Annotated in this window: 14 protein-coding genes and 1 riboswitch; of the genes, 3 read left to right on the top strand and 11 right to left on the bottom strand. The window is 57.3% G+C overall.

The features are described from left to right. Positions 1–20 precede the first annotated feature (20 nt). The 3 genes from SIC15_RS04025 to SIC15_RS04015 form a co-directional block, all read right to left on the bottom strand. The gene (locus tag SIC15_RS04025) at positions 21–1,262 is read right to left on the bottom strand and encodes a patatin-like phospholipase family protein (protein WP_291909341.1); all 1,242 of its coding nucleotides are present in this window, start codon (positions 1,260–1,262) and stop codon (positions 21–23) included. A 121-nt stretch (positions 1,263–1,383) separates the two neighbouring features. Then, entirely contained in the window at positions 1,384–3,690 is a 2,307-nt protein-coding gene (ptsP, locus tag SIC15_RS04020) for a phosphoenolpyruvate--protein phosphotransferase (protein WP_412537117.1), read from the bottom strand. Positions 3,691–3,705: 15 nt separating this feature from the next. Then, positions 3,706–4,236 carry an RNA pyrophosphohydrolase gene (locus tag SIC15_RS04015; RefSeq protein WP_069185139.1) on the bottom strand — a complete coding sequence of 177 codons (531 nt, stop codon included), beginning with the start codon at positions 4,234–4,236 and terminating at the stop codon, positions 3,706–3,708. A gap of 172 nt (positions 4,237–4,408) precedes the next feature. On the opposite strand from SIC15_RS04015, the gene SIC15_RS04010 reads away from it, so the two are divergent. Further along, positions 4,409–5,065, top strand: coding sequence for an HAD family hydrolase (locus SIC15_RS04010; RefSeq protein ID WP_412537116.1), 657 nt, complete (start codon positions 4,409–4,411; stop codon positions 5,063–5,065). 54 nt (positions 5,066–5,119) lie between these two features. Here the strand turns inward: SIC15_RS04010 and SIC15_RS04005 are convergent, their stop codons facing one another. From SIC15_RS04005 to thiC, 7 genes are all read right to left on the bottom strand, one after another. After that, a complete protein-coding gene (locus tag SIC15_RS04005) occupies positions 5,120–6,316 on the bottom strand; it encodes a class I SAM-dependent rRNA methyltransferase (protein WP_412537115.1) in 1,197 nt (398 codons plus the stop codon). 31 nt (positions 6,317–6,347) lie between these two features. Continuing rightward, the gene (gcvH, locus tag SIC15_RS04000; protein ID WP_069185136.1) at positions 6,348–6,740 is read right to left on the bottom strand and encodes a glycine cleavage system protein GcvH; all 393 of its coding nucleotides are present in this window, start codon (positions 6,738–6,740) and stop codon (positions 6,348–6,350) included. Between the two features lie 46 nt (positions 6,741–6,786). Next, complete coding sequence (locus SIC15_RS03995; protein ID WP_412537114.1) at positions 6,787–7,677, bottom strand: LysR family transcriptional regulator; 891 nt, start codon at positions 7,675–7,677, stop codon at positions 6,787–6,789. 85 nt (positions 7,678–7,762) lie between these two features. After that, complete coding sequence (cpdA, locus tag SIC15_RS03990) at positions 7,763–8,569, bottom strand: 3',5'-cyclic-AMP phosphodiesterase (protein ID WP_412537113.1); 807 nt, start codon at positions 8,567–8,569, stop codon at positions 7,763–7,765. Between the two features lie 200 nt (positions 8,570–8,769). After that, entirely contained in the window at positions 8,770–9,255 is a 486-nt protein-coding gene (locus SIC15_RS03985; RefSeq protein WP_069185133.1) for a DUF1249 domain-containing protein, read from the bottom strand. Then, a complete protein-coding gene (locus SIC15_RS03980) occupies positions 9,255–9,872 on the bottom strand; it encodes an NUDIX domain-containing protein (protein WP_412537112.1) in 618 nt (205 codons plus the stop codon). The genes SIC15_RS03985 and SIC15_RS03980 overlap by 1 nt, the downstream gene beginning before the upstream one ends. A gap of 61 nt (positions 9,873–9,933) precedes the next feature. Beyond that, entirely contained in the window at positions 9,934–11,811 is a 1,878-nt protein-coding gene (gene thiC / locus SIC15_RS03975) for a phosphomethylpyrimidine synthase ThiC (RefSeq protein ID WP_412537585.1), read from the bottom strand. Positions 11,812–11,898: 87 nt separating this feature from the next. Further along, positions 11,899–12,021, bottom strand: a riboswitch (TPP riboswitch). A gap of 183 nt (positions 12,022–12,204) precedes the next feature. On the opposite strand from thiC, the gene SIC15_RS03970 reads away from it, so the two are divergent. Then, on the top strand, positions 12,205–13,608 hold the full coding sequence (locus SIC15_RS03970) for a TolC family outer membrane protein (RefSeq protein WP_412537111.1): 1,404 nt from the start codon (positions 12,205–12,207) through the stop codon (positions 13,606–13,608). A 45-nt stretch (positions 13,609–13,653) separates the two neighbouring features. On the opposite strand, the gene waaA is transcribed toward SIC15_RS03970, so the two are convergent. Next, positions 13,654–14,907 carry a lipid IV(A) 3-deoxy-D-manno-octulosonic acid transferase gene (gene waaA / locus SIC15_RS03965; protein ID WP_412537110.1) on the bottom strand — a complete coding sequence of 418 codons (1,254 nt, stop codon included), beginning with the start codon at positions 14,905–14,907 and terminating at the stop codon, positions 13,654–13,656. A gap of 121 nt (positions 14,908–15,028) precedes the next feature. On the opposite strand from waaA, the gene lpxL reads away from it, so the two are divergent. Further along, positions 15,029–15,976, top strand: a complete 948-nt coding sequence (gene lpxL, locus SIC15_RS03960) for an LpxL/LpxP family Kdo(2)-lipid IV(A) lauroyl/palmitoleoyl acyltransferase (RefSeq protein ID WP_209398944.1) — start codon at positions 15,029–15,031, stop codon at positions 15,974–15,976. The last annotated feature ends 35 nt before the right edge of the window (positions 15,977–16,011 follow it).

The following is a 16,011-nucleotide window of genomic DNA, read 5'->3' as shown; positions in this document are numbered from 1 at the left end:
CCCTATCCAGCCCCTCAATATTACTGCGCCTTCGAAAAGAGGTGTGACACGTTGTCCAGACCGGCTGCCAGCCGGCCCTTCTCCGATTTTTTCTTTCTGCCCTTGGCCACATACAGCGGCAGCATTTCGCCGTATAGACTGGTGCTAATCGTCCTCTGCTCGTCTTCAAGGCGATCCCGGCGAAGCTTGATGCCATATTTCGCCAGCTTGGGCTCCAACTGGTCTGCGCGATTCAAAAGATCCCGCCGTGTCATCTGATAAGCGTGCTCACACACCATCCTGCGGGACTGGAAGCTGAATACGTTGGAGAAAAACAGCTTGGCGTCGTCTCGGGTGGGTTCAAACAGCAGAATATCCTTGTCCGGATAGTCCCGGGCATACTGGGCAATGCCGGACTGCATCCGGGAATACACCATGGTCCTGAAGGTCTGAGACAGAAGGTTTGGCATACCTGAGCGGGTCAGTTCGCCCGGCTTCATGGAACCGGCCCGGACCGCCGCACTGGCATCGATCGGCACCTGGGGATTCACGGCGAAAACCAGGTCGGCACCGTCTTCAAAAGCCACAGAGGCGTGCAAACCCTTACGCAGTGTACCGTCCACATAATACCGCCCATCGATTTCCACTGGCACATACAACCCCGGCGAGGCAGTGCTGGCCTGAATAGCCTTGGAAATGGGCACATGATCAAAACCCGGAGCGCCAAAGCAGACCGCTTCGGTACTCTCAACATCGGCAGCCACGATGTAGAGGCTGCGCTTGAGCTGACGGAAATCATTGGTGCGCCCAAGCATGGTGAAGGCCCGCTTGAGATACTCGTGCAAGCCCTCGTTATCAAACAATCCAGCCGGCGCTACCTGGGCCAGGATGGTCATGGCTTCCAGCAGACTCTGATCGTAGGGGTTGTTGACGAAGCGACTCACTGCGGTCGAAACCAGCCCGGGAATTGCCAGCAATCGACTGCCAATCTCCCGGAAAGCCGGGCGATAGAATACTTCCGGATGGAACGGGTGTACTTCCGCCTCGTTGCGCACGAAAATCCGGCAAAGTTGCGCCGTGGTCATCTGGTTGGCGAGATTCGCCGCCACAAAAGAGCCGCCGTTAACGCCGACATAGACATCGATGTTGTTGAAATCGAGACCATCGAGCGCCTCATCCAGCGCCCGGAGCGCTCCGATTTCATAAATGCCGCCCAGAGGACCACCGCCACCAAGGGCAAGCCCTATGCGGGGAGCGGGTTTATGATCAGCTGGCGAGCTCATAGACTTCCCTTTTACGGATAAAGAATGCGGGCCCGTTATGTGGACCGCCGGATACTTCAGTACTCAAGATAACAACGGTATTTAGAGTACACACCCTATATTGCTGAAGCCTGCCCCTGTATCAGGAGACGGCGGCCTCCGACACCGCCATGGCCGTCGACTTCCCCGGTCGCAGATAGCGGCCGAAACCGGCATTCCTCAACGCCAGATCAACGCAGCTCTTGATAACGTGAGGCGAATCCAGCAATAGCACATCTTCCAGCAACTGGATGGCCCACTCCCGACTGACACTGCGAATCACCGACTTGACCTTGGGCAGACTGGCCGCGTTCATGGACAGGGAATCGTAGCCCATGGCCATCAGCAGCAGCGCGCCACCGGGATCACCCGCCAACTCGCCACAGATGCCAACTGGTTTACCGACCGAATGCGCATCCTGGGCAATACGGACCAACGCCTGAAGCACCGCCGGGTGATACGAGTGATAGAGCTGAGCTACCCGCGGATTGTTACGATCCACCGCGAGCAAATATTGGGTCAGGTCGTTGGAGCCAACCGAGAGGAAGTCCACCCGGTCCGCCAGCTCCCGAATCTGGTAAACGGCAGCTGGGATCTCAACCATCACACCCACTTTGGGCATATGAATGTCGTAGCCTTCTTCGCGAACCTCGTGGTACACCCGATATATAAGGTGCAGGGACTCCTCCACTTCCGAGATATTCGAGATCATCGGCAGCATGATCTGTAGATTGTTCAGCCCCTCGCTGGCCTTGAGCATGGCCCGGACCTGCACCAGGAAGATTTCCGGATGGTCCAGGGTAACCCGTATCCCGCGCCAGCCGAGGAACGGGTTCTCCTCCTGGATGGGGAAATAAGTCAGCGCCTTGTCGCCGCCAATATCCAGCGTGCGCATGGTCACCGGGCTGGGAGCGAAGGCCTCGAGCTGCTCACGGTAATACTCCCGCTGCTCCTGCTCGGAGGGAAACCGATCCTTGATCATGAAAGGCACTTCAGTCCGATACAGACCGATACCCTCAGCGCCGTGGGAAAGTGAGCGGACAACGTCGGTCATCAGCCCGGTGTTCACCAGAAGTGAAACCCGATGGTGATCGGTCGTTTCACAGGGCTTGTCCTTGAGTACCTCAAGCCCCCGAATCAGCTCGTCTTCTTCATCGCAGATCGCCTGGTAATAAGAGCGGAGATCAGCAGACGGTGATGCAAATATCTGGCCCTCAAAGCCGTCGACAACCAGTTCCTTGCTGTCGAGCTGGTTTACCGGAATGTCCACCAGCCCCATAACCGTAGGAACACCCATGGCCCTGGCAAGGATGGCCACGTGGGAGTTACTGGACCCCTTGACCGACACCAGACCAACGAGTTGCCCTTTTGGAACCTCACCAAGCATGGCGGGCGTCAGCTCCTCGCTGACCAGAACTGTGCGCTCAGGATAATTCAGGTGTTTCTGTTCACCTTCTTGCAGGTGAGACAGAAGGCGACGGCCGAGATCCCGGATATCAACAGCGCGTTCCTGGAGGTAATGATCATCCATCATTTCGAAGTGACGGATATATTGCTGAACCACCTGCTTCAGCGCACCCTGGGCCCAGATACCTTCCCGGATCTTGTTTGCCACCTCACCGGGCATCGCATCGTCACCCAGCATTCTCAGGTAGACATCGAACAGGGCCTGCTCTTCGGGACGTAGCTGTGAAGCCAGACGCTTTGCCACCCGCTCAATATCCCCCCTGACCGCTTTGACGGAAGCTTCAAAAAGCGCCAGCTCCTGATCAATATCGTCGGTGGGCTTTTCGGGCACCACATCAAGGTCCGCAGATGGATAAACGACAACACCACTGCCAATGGCTACCCCCGGTGCACCCGGAACGCCATTGAAGCTGACATCATGAGCCTCCTCACCGGTCAGGGAGAGACCGCTGATGGCACCGGTGGCTTCACTGTGGGCGATAACTCCTGCCAGCTGCGCGGAAACGGTTACCAGGAAGGCCTCTTCACCCTCATCAAAACACCGGGAACTCTCCCGCTGCTGAACAACGAGAACGCCCAGTACCCGGCGATGGTGAATGATCGGAACACCGAGGAAAGAACGAAACCGCTCCTCCCCTGTCTCCGGGAAATAGCGATAGCGTGGATGAGACGGAGCGTCTTCCAGATTGATGGGCTCCTCACGGGAGCCAACCAGGCCAACAAGACCCTCGGAATAGGCCAGGCTCACCTGGCCAACCGCCTTGCGGTAAAGGCCCTCGGTGGCCATCAGAATGTAGCGGTTGGTGGCTGGATCCAACAGGTAAACGGAACAGACCTCGGTGCCCATGGCCTTCTGCACCCGCGATACAATGATATCCAGCGCCTCCTGCAGATCGCGGGCGCTGTTTACCTCTTGTACTAGACTTCGCAGAATGCTCAGCATGGCGGTGTCCGTCCGTCATTTCTGGTGTTCCTGTAAACGCTGGTTTTGCTCTGCTTTGTGCCACTGCTCCATGTTATAGAACAGCCGCGGGGCAAGCTCTCTCAGCGCGCGTCGATACACTTCTCGCTTGAATGAGACCACCTGGCCCAATGGATACCAGTAACTTACCCATTGCCAGCCATCAAACTCCGGTGAATCCGTACCGTCCACGCAAACCTGCGCGTCCGGCGATAACATCCTCAGCAGGAACCATTTCTGTTTTTGGCCCACACAGACGGGGTGGGAGTTTTGGCGTACCATCCTCCTCGGGAGTCGATACCTCAGCCAGCCTCGGGTACAACTGATGATTTCCACATCGTTTGCACACAGGCCGATTTCCTCTCCAAGCTCCCGGTACAGTGCGTCCTCGGGGGATTCATCATGTTTGATGCCTCCCTGGGGAAACTGCCAGGAGTCCTGCCCTATTCGCCTTGCCCAGAGAACTTCTCCTCTGTGATTGGCCAGAATGATTCCGACGTTGGGTCTGAAACCGTCTGAATCGATCACGGCACAGTCCTCTCAAAAGTCGGTGGACCGGTCAAAAATTCACCGGTCGGAATTGTCCAAGTTGCTCTCATTCTTACAGAATCCCAAGGGTTCGGCAAACGGAGCCGTTGGGGACAGGTCATGATAGACTTGTCCCTTTACCGCAAGCCCTGTGATCACCGGAGGTAACCGCTTGACGCTCGCAATTTTTGATCTGGACAACACCCTTCTGGCCGGCGACAGCGACCACGCCTGGGGCGAATTTCTGGTAGAGGAAGGCATTGTTGATGCCGAGGAATACCGCCGGGCGAACGACCGGTTTTATCAGGAATACCTGAACGGCGAGCTGGACATCCTGCACTACCTCGGGTTTGCCCTTCAGCCGTTGGCCAGTCACAACATGGAAGAGCTACTCGCGTGGCGGGAAGCCTTTATGGAGAAAAAAGTGCGCCCCATGATGCAGGCCACTGCAGATAAGCTGCTGGACAGCCACCGGGAACAGGGTCACACCCTGATGATCATTACCGCCACCAACCGTTTTGTGACTGAACCCATTGCCGAGGCCCTCGGCATCGAACATCTGATCGCCACCGAGCCCGAGCTTGTCAATGGCCGTTATACAGGCGAAGTGGCCGGTACCCCTAGCTTTCAGGGTGGCAAGGTCACGCGGCTGGATGACTGGCTCGCTGCACACAACAGGACACTCGAGGGAGCCTGGTTCTACAGCGACTCCCACAACGACCTGCCGCTGCTGAAGAAAGTGGACAATCCGGTAGCCGTAGACCCGGACCCGACCCTGGAGCAATATGCCCGGGATGCCGGCTGGAAAGTGATGTCTCTGCGGGGTTGAGACGTAAACAGAGGCTCAGATGAAAGCGTTCATCTCACCCCGACTTCAACTGCCTCAGAAAAATCCGGTCAGGGAGCGTACAAAGCAGGATTTGATGTAATCGGTTTCGGGAATGCCCGGAATCACGGGATGATCCGGCGCCTGATGCCCCTGCTCCAGCAACTGGACGAAGCGGTCGATCTTCCGGCCGCTGCCCCGGATGATATCGATCAGTTTTTCCTGTGACAGGTGCATCGAGCAGGAGGCACTTACCAGAATTCCATCGCGCTCCAGCAAACGCAGCCCCAACTGGTTCAGGCGGGCATAAGCCTCTTCCCCTGCCTTCTGGTCCCTGCGCCGGGGGATCAGTGCCGGCGGATCAAGAACCACCACATCAAACTTTTCTTTCTCATCAGCCAGCGCCTTCAGCGCCTCGAAGGCATCGCCCTCAATGGTTTCCACATTGTCCAGGCCATTGAGCCTGGCGTTGTGGTGCACCGAATCAATGGCACCGGCGGAGCTGTCCACACAGGTCACCTGGGCGGCCCCGGCACAGGCTGCCTGGATGCCCCAGCCACCGACATAGCTGAACACATCCAGAACCCGCTTACCCGGCGCGTAGGCCTGCAGACGGGCGCGATTCATCCGGTGGTCATAGAACCACCCCGTTTTCTGGCCACCTTCCAAAGGTACCTCGAACCGGACACCGTTCTCCTCCACTTCCAGAAGACTGACTTCAGCACCATGGGCCTGCTCCACGTAGGTATCCAGCCCCTCGACCTTGCGCATCTTGCCGTCGTTTTTAAGGATGATCGCCTCCGGATGCGCCAAGCGCTGAATAGCCCGAACAACAGCGTCTTTCATCGCCTCCATACCAGCCGTGGAGATCTGAACCACCACCGTGGAATCAAAACGGTCGACCACCAGCCCTGAAAGACCATCACTGTCGCCAAACACCCAGCGATAGTATGGCTTGTCGAAAAGCCGCTCCCGCAGCTCAAGCGCAGCTTCCATCCGCTGGGTTAACCGCTGCGGCGTCATACCATGGCCCGGGTCCCGACTGATCAGCCGGCCGCAAATCAGCGCATGGGGATTCACGAACACCGTCCCCAAAGGCTTGTCATTGGAGGCCCGAAGCTCCGCCTGGACACCAGCCTCGAAATCCGTCAGCGGGCTGCGACGGGTGTCCACTTCATTACTGTATACCCAGAGATGGCCAGCACGGAGACGGCGCTCCGCGCCTTTTCGAAGATACAGAACCGGAAAATTCATAGAGATGACCTGGGAAAGAATTAACGAGGGATTATTCCTCGGCAGCCACATGCTCCGCGTAAGCGGCGGAGTCCATCAGACCATCCAGCTCGCCCGCATCCGCCAGCTTCACCTTGTACAACCACCCGTCGCCATAAGGATCCTCATTGACCTTCTCCGGCTCATCTTCCAGGCTCTCATTCACTTCGATCACCTCTCCGGTCACCGGGCTGAACACGTCCGAAGCCGACTTCACAGACTCCGCTACGCCAGCTTCCTCTCCACCGTTAACGGTGACGCCCACATCCGGAACACCGATATAGACCACATCACCCAGTTGCTCCTGGGCAAAATCGGTAATGCCAACCGTCGCCGTGCCGTCATCAGACACGCGAACCCATTGATGAGTCTCAATGTATTTCAGGTCTGCGGGTATCTCACTCATAATCTGGTTTCCTGAACGAATTTTTTGCGCAGTTTAACTGAAGACGTTAACTCCAGCGAACCTCACGTGCCAGCTTCATGAACGAATTCAGGTAATCCACCTCCCTATCACGCTCCCGAAGCCCAAGGAAAATCTGCTTGGGAATTCCAGCCTCGCCCAGTTGTACCGCTCGAACCGGGATCCGGGCACCGTAATCTTCAACCAGCCACCGCGGAAGCGCCGCTACACCGCGGCCTGCGGCGACCATCTGCAGCATGATGTCGGTGGTCTCAATGGTTTTATGCCGCGCCGGACTGGCATGCGCCGGCAACAGGAACCGGGTGTAGATATCCAGACGCTCGATCTCAACCGGGTAGGTAATCAGGGTTTCTTTCTCCAGATCCCAAGGTTCCGCCCATGCCTTGCCCGCCAGAGCATGGTCCTCAGCCACCACCAGCACCTGCTCATAGTCGAACACCGGTTCGAAGACCAGACCCGGACGATGCAGAGGGTCCGGAGTTACCAGCATATCGATGTCGTGACCAAACAGTGCTCCAATGCCACCGAACTGGAATTTCTGTTTGACGTCCACATCCACGCCCGGCCAGCTCTCAAGATAGGGCCCGACCACCTTCAGCAGCCATTGGTAGCAGGGGTGGCATTCCATCCCGATACGCAGCGTCCCCCTTTGTCCCTTGGCAAACTGACCAATCAGCATCTCCGCATGTTCCATCTGCGGCAACAGCCTGTTGGCGAGTGACAGCAAGTATTCTCCCGACTGGGTCAGTCGTAACTGCCGCCCTTCCCGCACCCAGATATCGGTACCCAGCTGCTGCTCCAGCTTACGAATGGAATGGCTGAGTGCAGACTGGGTAAGATGCAGGCTCTCCGCCGCCGCAGTCAGCGAACCCTGCTGATTGACCGCCCTGAGAATCTCCAGGTGGCTCCGCTCGATCATAAATACTCCATATATGGCCAACAGGAAGAGGCTTTCCTGCCTTGACGGGCACCGTCGCTGCCGCCTGGGAATTGGCTGAAGGTACTCAGTAGCCGGTACTGTTCTGATCCAGTTCGAACTGGAAATCCTTTGCCCGGCGAACTTCCGAAGAGAAGTTCCCTGATTCGTGAAATTCGAACCAACGGTACCCGGGGGGAATATCCTCGACGGAGAACTTGCTGGAACCGGAGGTAAACTGGATACACGTAGACGGCGTGGCCAACAGTTGCACGCCATTGCGTTCGCGCTCATGTTCCTGATGAATATGCCCCCACAGCACGATCCGAACCTGAGGAAAACGATCAACCACCTGCCAAAAGGCATCCCGGTTGGTAAGCCCTATTTTTTCCATCCAGTCAGAACCGATATCTACCGGGTGGTGATGCAAGGCAACGACTGCCGGAAGATCCGGGTGCTGCTCCAGGGCTTCGGCCAGGAATTCCAGCTCTGAATCGGCCAGGGCTCCGAAAACTTTGCCAGGCACGGAGGAATCCAGCATGACAAACTGCCATCCCCCAAGGATCACTTGCCGGTCGCTGGCATCATATTCTCCAGCAACTGTGAGCAGGTTATCCGCATGATCATGATTACCGGCGATCCAGACTGATGGACAGGAAAATACCTTCAGGCTTTCGCCAAATTCGCGGTACGCCTCCACCGACCCATCCTGGGCAAGATCCCCGGTAGCCAGAATCAGATCCGGCTGACCGTGTACCTTCAGCACTTCCGCGATAACCGCCTGCAGGCTTTCACGGGTTCTGACGCCCAACAGATCTCCATCGGCACGCGCCATAAGGTGTGGATCAGTCAGCTGCAGCACCCGCAGTGGCCGGGCTTCTTCCTTTGTGGTCATGGCTTTCTGGATCTACTCACTGGCAATGCGTGGGATTCACCCAAGTGTACGACGCCGGTTGGCGGATTTATCACATTGGAATCGAACCGGAGTCACATTCTGGCCAGACTTTGGCGAAATATTGCAATTTTTGACAACTATGGCACATCGGCGCGCCATAGCCACACCACTTTAGTACGGGATAAGGCACTGAGACCGTCTCAGTCGACGCCTTCACCGGCGGACCAGGCGGCATGTTCCATGGGCAGGTGTCCAAACCGAAGACAGTAATCCAGCCAATCGGCCAGGAAACCGTTGACCTGCACCTTCTCGTCGGGATGGTGCATGAAGCGATTGGGGTAATCATTGACGGGGGCAATCTGACGATCACGGTAACAGCTGATCACTTCGGCCATGTTGGCATCGTGGTAGACCCGCACGGTCATTTGAGGGTTATTGAGCCAGCGCCCGGAATTGTGAACCTGCTCAAGCAACAGAGTTTCCGTAAATCTTGCAGTCTGGAGCACCTGAATCCGGACTCGTCCCAGATAGTGGTTTTCCCGATGCAGCTCGAACTCGCAGACGGGCTTACCGTCTACCTCCAGCTGCCGCAATTTCTGGAGCCGCTGATAGTTCCCGTCACACAGGGCGCCAAGCTGCCTCAGATCCGGAACGTACCGCTTGGGCTTCATGGTCCATTCACCCATTACTGCCACCCTTTCCTCAAACGGGCCCGATTCAGTTCGAGCCACTGGAGAGCAATAATGGCGGCCGCGTTGTTGATACGGCCATCGTGGATCATCGCTATAGCTTCGTCCGAAGATACCACATGGGCGCGTATGTCCTCGTGCTCATGCTCCATACCATAGAGCCCGCCAGCGTCTTCTGTGCTCACTCGGCCACAGTAAAGGTGAATCATCTCGGTGCTGCCGCCCGGGGACACCAGGTAATCGCAGATTTTTTCCAGCGGTTCAAAGGTAAGCCCGGCCTCTTCCTGACCTTCCCTCTGCGCCACTTCTTCCGGACTCTCACCATCTTCGTTCATCCCGGCTACGAGCTCCAGAAGCCATGGCGACTGGTCGCGGCCCAGGGCACCCAGGCGAAACTGTTCCAGCAGAACCACTTCATCCCGCTCCGGATCGAAGGGAAGCACGCAGGTGGCATCGCCACGAATGAAGAGTTCTCGGGTAAACACCGGCATGTCCCGCCCGTCAAAACGCGGATGGGTCAACCAGAGCTTATCCATGCGGAAGAAGCCCTGGAAGACGGTTTCACGTTTCTCGACGTTGACGTCGTTGGCGGTGAACTGGAACGGTTTGGCCATTTTTCGTCCGGTCGTTGAATCGATTTGGAACGATAGCCTTTAGTTGGGTATTACTTCAAGTTCAAACCTTATCGTACAGCTTGCTCCCGGACTCCACGAACTCGCGGGATTTCTCCTGCATACCGGCATCCACCGCGGACACTTCATCCAGTCCATGTTCCTTCGCATAATCCCGGACTTCCTGGGAAATCTGCATGGAGCAGAACTTCGGACCACACATGGAACAGAAATGCGCCACCTTGGCGGATTCCTTCGGCAAGGTTTCGTCGTGGTAGGCGCGGGCGGTGTCCGGATCCAGCCCCAGATTGAACTGGTCTTCCCAGCGGAACTCGAAGCGGGCCTTGGACAGGGCATTGTCGCGAATCTGGGCGCCTGGATGCCCTTTGGCGAGGTCAGCCGCGTGGGCGGCGATCTTGTAGGTAATGATGCCGGTTTTCACGTCGTCCTTGTTCGGCAGGCCCAGGTGCTCCTTGGGTGTGACATAGCAGAGCATGGCACAGCCGTACCAACCGATCATGGCGGCGCCGATGCCGGAGGTGATGTGGTCGTATCCGGGGGCGATGTCAGTGATCAGCGGCCCCAGGGTGTAGAAAGGCGCTTCGTCGCAGCATTCGAGCTGCTTGTCCATGTTCTCCTTCACCAGATGCATCGGCACGTGCCCCGGCCCTTCAATCATGCACTGCACATCGTGTTTCCAGGCGATTTTGGTGAGTTCACCCAGAGTTTCCAGTTCGCCGAACTGGGCCGCATCGTTGGCATCGGCAATGGAGCCGGGCCGCAGACCGTCGCCAAGGCTGAATGACACATCGTAGGCCTTCATAATTTCGCAGATGTCTTCGAAGTGCTCGTAGAGGAAGCTTTCCTTGTGGTGAGCCAGGCACCACTTGGCCATGATAGAGCCGCCCCGGGAGACGATGCCGGTCGTGCGTTTTGCAGTCATGGGCACATGGTGAAGGCGTACGCCCGCGTGGATGGTGAAGTAATCCACCCCCTGCTCCGCTTGTTCAATCAGCGTATCCCGGAAGATTTCCCAGGTCAGGTCTTCAGCCACGCCGCCAACTTTTTCCAGAGCCTGGTAAATCGGCACGGTGCCGATGGGCACCGGGGAGTTGCGGATGATCCATTCCCGGGTTTCGTGGATATTCTTGCCGGTGGACAGATCCATGATGGTGTCGGCGCCCCAGCGGATGCCCCAGGTCAGCTTCTCCACTTCCTCTTCGATGGAAGAACTGACGGCGGAGTTGCCGATATTACCGTTGATCTTCACCAGGAAATTGCGGCCGATGATCATCGGTTCGATTTCCGGGTGGTTGATATTGGCGGGGATAATCGCGCGCCCTCTGGCCACTTCGTCGCGGACAAACTCAGGCGTAATTTCCGGCGGCAGATTGGCGCCGAAGGACTGACCGGGATGCTGATCTTTCAGCAACCCCTGTTCCCGGGCTTCCTGCAGTTTCATATTCTCCCGGATGGCGATGTACTCCATCTCCGGGGTGATAATGCCCTGGCGGGCGTAATGCATCTGGGAGACGTTCCGGCCGGGTTTGGCACGCAGCGGTTTGCGCTCATCCATAAACCGCAGCGGGTCGAGCTGCGGATCTTTCATGCGGCGGCGGGTGAATTCTGAAGAATAGCCGGGCAGTTGCTCCACATCACTCCGTTCGGCAATCCACTCGGCCCTCAGAGGCTTGAGGCCCTTGCGCAGGTCAATGGTGGCTTCCGGATCGGTGTAGGGGCCTGAGGTGTCGTACACCACCACCGGCGGATTCTTTTCACCGCCCATTTCAGTGGGCGTGTCCTGCACGGTAATTTCCCGCATGGGCACCCGTAGATCGGGTCGGCTACCCTGTACGTAGATTTTACGGGAACTGGGCAGGGGTTTGATCGCTGCGGAATCCACCTGGGCAGAATCGCTGAGGTAATCGGGCAAGTTGGTCATCATTCGCTCCCGGAACAATTTTTGGATTTCGGGTCGCGTATGACGGAGCCGTGGACACTCTTCCTCCCCGGAGGAATTAAGGTCGGTCAGCACTGTGGTCTTAAATCCCTACGCCGGTATTATCCGGATCAGGTCGCGGGTTCTGCGATGCAATCTCAGCCGGTTGCTTTCAATTCTTCGGAAAGCAGACCAGCACCCCGTCAAGACGCGAATCTGTAAAGCATGACACCCAGAATGGGTGCCATTTGCAAGTGTAGAGCTGCGGGCATTTATTGTCCATAATGGCATTTCAACGCCCCGTCGACTGCATACTCCACCCAGGTCATGTGGTCCGGCTGCCAAGACAGCGCGCCGAAGCTAGAGACGAACGCGAACAGGTACTGAGGAGAAACAATGAAAAAACGACTGCTTTCCGGACTCGTTGGCCTTCTGGCGGCACAGCCGGTGCTGTCCATGAATCTGATAGAGGCGTATGAGAAGGCGCTTTCCTACGATTCCGGTATTGCTTCATCCCTGGCACAGTTCCAGGCGCAGCAGGCAACTAGCAATGTCAGCAAGAGCTCTCTATTGCCCCAAATCGCCGCGTTTGGGACAGCAAGCCATACAGATTTCGAGCCCGGGAATGTACCCGGGGGGGCAAACGCTGATGATCTGACACGGCAACTCTTCTCAGGAGATAGTTATCGAACATACCGCTACGGCGTCGAACTGACTCAGCCACTGTTCCGGGCGCAGGACTGGTTCAGCTACGAGGCCAGCCAGTTTCAGACCGATGCGGCCGAGGCCCAATACAACCTGGCCCAGCAACAGTTGATTCTGAATGTGGCAACCGCCTATTTCGATGTCTTGCGCGCTAAAGATACCGTCACAACTGCAAAAGCGACTGAAACGGCCATTCAACGCCAGTATGAGCAGGCCCGGGAACGGTTTGACGTGGGGCTGATTGCCATCACCGAGGTCTATGAAGCAAGGGCCAGTTACGACGATGCCAGGAGCAAGCGCATCACCGCTGACAACGATTTAAATGTCGCGAGAGAACGACTGGCCCGGTTAACCGGAGAATACCCGGTTCTCATGGAAAACCTCAGGCAAAATTTCCCGCTCGGACACCCAGAGCCCATGGATCCGACATCCTGGGAAACAACCGCCGTGAAGCAAAACTGGTCTATTCAGGCAGCCCTGAGCCAGTTCAATGCCAGCGAAGCGGCCCTCAAAGCGGCAAAGTCTCGACATTTACCAACCCTTGAGTTAAGCGCCTCATACCAAGAGACCAGCCTGGAGAATGCCCTCTTTACTCAGCAAGAAGGCAGCCAAGCCATTGCCTCTTTGTCATTGACTGTCCCGCTATACACGGGTGGCGGCACCCAGGCTGGCGTCCGGGAACAGCGTTCGCTGCTCACCACCTCTGAACAGGACCTGAACACGGTGCGCCGGGACGTCCGGGTGAACACCCGGAGTCTGTTCCTAACGATTAACAACAATATAGAAACCGCTTCCGCGCTGGAACAGACTATCATCTCCCGCCGTAGCGCACTCGATGCTACCCGCGCAGGCTATGAGGTTGGAACGCGCAATATCGTGGAAGTGCTGGATGCGGAACGGGCCTATTACGTTGCGCTTCAGGACTATGCCAACGCGCGCTACGACTATGTGATCAACTCGCTTCAGCTCAAACAGGTCGCCGGAATCCTGACCCCTCGTGATCTGATCGAGCTGAACAACTGGCTGAGCGCGGCCGCACCCGGGATCGAAGCCCTGGCAAATGAGGAAGAAACCCTGAACGACCCAACCCAGTGACCCTCAGGGCGAGCCTGCGGGCTCGTTCCCTTCCAGACATACGGGTCAGACCCGCTCGATAATACCATCCACCACTTTGTCGAGCGCCCCACGGTTTTTGTTAACAACCTCCAATGCCCGAAGACCAATCGCCTCGCGCTCCCGGTGATCACTAAACAGCGACGACACATGAGCGGCCAGATCGTCTGCATCGGAAACCAGTTTTACGCCCCGGTCATCCAGCAGACGCTGGTAGATTGTCTCGAAATTGAAGAAGTGAGGGCCTGAAAACACGGGAATTCCCCAACCGGCGGGTTCCAGTGGATTATGGCCACCGCGCTCGATCAGCGAGCCGCCAACAAACGCCAGGTCGCTGGCGCCGTAGAGCATCATCAACTCCCCCATGGTATCACCGAGGTAGACCTGAGCCCCGGCCGGATCTTCTCCCATCGACCGCCGGGCCAGCACCAGTCCTTCCTTCAAGGTCTTTTCAGCCACCGGCTCAAAACGGTCGGGATGCCTGGGGACCAGGATAAGCAGCGCGTCCGGATGCTTTTCCAACACCTTCACATGGGCGGCAATCAGTTGATCATTTTCGTTGCCATGGGTGCTGCCGGCAATCCAGACCGGTCTACCCGCCAGCTTCTGCCGGAGCGCCGTGGCAGCTGCCCGCACGTCCTCCGGGATATCAACGTCAAACTTCACGCTACCGGTGACAGCCACTTTGGCAGGTGCAACGCCGATCCGCCGGAATCGCTCAGCGTCTTTCTCCGCCTGAGCCGCCACCCAACTGATACTGCGCATGATAGGAGCGGCAAGGCCGCGAATACGCTCGTATCCCCGCGCGGATCGCTCTGAAAGGCGGGCATTGATGAGGAACACTGGAACCCGTCGGGCCCGGCACTGGCGAATCATGTTCGGCCAGATTTCGGTCTCCATGATCACCAGAATTCGGGGATTGGCACGGTCGAGGAAGCGTCGGATGGAACCGGGCGTGTCATAGGGTGCGTAGGCGTACTGCACCTGATCACCGAACATCTTGCGCGCCTGGGCCAGGCCCGTGTCAGTCATGGCTGTCATGAGGATGGTGATGCCCGGGTTCCGGATCAGCAAACGTCGGACCATTGGCGCAGCCGCGATGGTTTCACCCACCGAGACGGCATGAACCCAAACCACCGTGCCGCTTGCCTTGGGCACAATGCCCAGGCGCTGGTACCAGTTGCGCCTGAGATCCGGAGCTCGACGTCCGTTCCACCACAGGCGTAGCAGGATGAACGGCAGAATCAGCCGAATAAGCTGGGAATAGATAAATTGCAGCACACAGGACTCCGGGCAAAACAGTGCGCTATCATAGCGCAAAACCTATTGATTTGCTTCCGATTGATCGCTTGGGCCATTGTGTCACCGTTGATCGACTGAGACCTGGCAGGACCCTCTTTACGTGAAAAAGAAATACCGCAAATTGCCGCGAAACACAGATTACTCCGCCTACCGTCATCCCCGATGGTGGCCTACGTGGATAGCCGTATCCCTCATGTGGTGTGTGTCCCGGCTCCCGATCCGCGTTCAGTGGTGGCTGGGCAAACTGGCGGGACTGTTGGCACTCCGCCTTGCCGGCAGTCGTCGGCACATCGCCCAGGTGAATATCCGTCTGTGCTTCCCGGAACTTACAGCCGCCCAGCAATCAGCGCTGGTTCGCAATGCCTTTATTGCCAATGGCATCGGCCTGCTGGAACTTGGCATCGCCTGGTTTCGTGATCCGGCGAAACTCACGGGCATCACCCGGGTCCATGGCCTTGAACACTTCGAGGAAGCCCTGGCCCATGGCAAAGGCGTTTTGTTACTGGGGGGGCATTACAGCACCCTGGATCTCGGCGGCAGCCTGGTAACCGAATTCATTGAAGCAGACGTTATGCAACGGGATCACAACAATCCGCTGATGAACGCGGTCATGACGAGGGCCCGGGAACGCCGATACGGAACTGTGCTGGGCGCGAGAGACCTCCGAGGGTTGTTCCGCAGCCTCAAGAAGAACCGTGCGGTCTGGTATGCCACCGATCAGGATTATGGCCGTAAGGATATTGTTTTTGCTCCATTCTTCGGTATACCGGCGGGCACTATTACCGCCACATCCAGAATTGCGGAGCGCAGCGGATGCAAAGTGGTTCCGTTCAGCCATTTCCGGCGCGACGATGGACCGGGTTACGACATATATTTCCACCCGGCCCTTGAGAACTTCCCCAGTGGGGATGATCTTCAGGATGCAACACTGATCAACCAGACTATCGAGCGAGAGGTGCGGCGAGCGCCTGATCAGTATCTCTGGATGCATCGACGATTCAAGACCCGTCCGGACGAGAACGACCCTGGCTTCTACAAACGCCGGTAACCCAGAACCCTGGCAATACGGAGGCCGGCAGTGTA

Source organism: Marinobacter sp. MIT932201 (genome assembly GCF_047123295.1).
Taxonomy (GTDB): domain Bacteria; phylum Pseudomonadota; class Gammaproteobacteria; order Pseudomonadales; family Oleiphilaceae; genus Marinobacter; species Marinobacter salsuginis.
Note: the sequence above shows the minus strand (reverse complement) of the source record. Positions and strands in the feature narration are given on the sequence as shown.

Excerpts from the sequence above, each read along its gene's own strand:
- SIC15_RS04025 (WP_291909341.1), bottom strand. The coding sequence starts at position 1,262 with ATGAGCTCGCCAGCTGATCATAAACCCGCTCCCCGCATAGGGCTTGCC.
- ptsP (WP_412537117.1), bottom strand. The coding sequence starts at position 3,690 with ATGCTGAGCATTCTGCGAAGTCTAGTACAAGAGGTAAACAGCGCCCGC.
- SIC15_RS04005 (WP_412537115.1), bottom strand. The coding sequence starts at position 6,316 with ATGAATTTTCCGGTTCTGTATCTTCGAAAAGGCGCGGAGCGCCGTCTC.
- gcvH (WP_069185136.1), bottom strand. The coding sequence starts at position 6,740 with ATGAGTGAGATACCCGCAGACCTGAAATACATTGAGACTCATCAATGG.
- SIC15_RS03995 (WP_412537114.1), bottom strand. The coding sequence starts at position 7,677 with ATGATCGAGCGGAGCCACCTGGAGATTCTCAGGGCGGTCAATCAGCAG.
- cpdA (WP_412537113.1), bottom strand. The coding sequence starts at position 8,569 with ATGACCACAAAGGAAGAAGCCCGGCCACTGCGGGTGCTGCAGCTGACT.
- SIC15_RS03985 (WP_069185133.1), bottom strand. The coding sequence starts at position 9,255 with ATGGGTGAATGGACCATGAAGCCCAAGCGGTACGTTCCGGATCTGAGG.
- SIC15_RS03980 (WP_412537112.1), bottom strand. The coding sequence starts at position 9,872 with ATGGCCAAACCGTTCCAGTTCACCGCCAACGACGTCAACGTCGAGAAA.
- thiC (WP_412537585.1), bottom strand. The coding sequence starts at position 11,811 with ATGACCAACTTGCCCGATTACCTCAGCGATTCTGCCCAGGTGGATTCC.
- SIC15_RS03970 (WP_412537111.1), top strand. The coding sequence starts at position 12,205 with ATGAAAAAACGACTGCTTTCCGGACTCGTTGGCCTTCTGGCGGCACAG.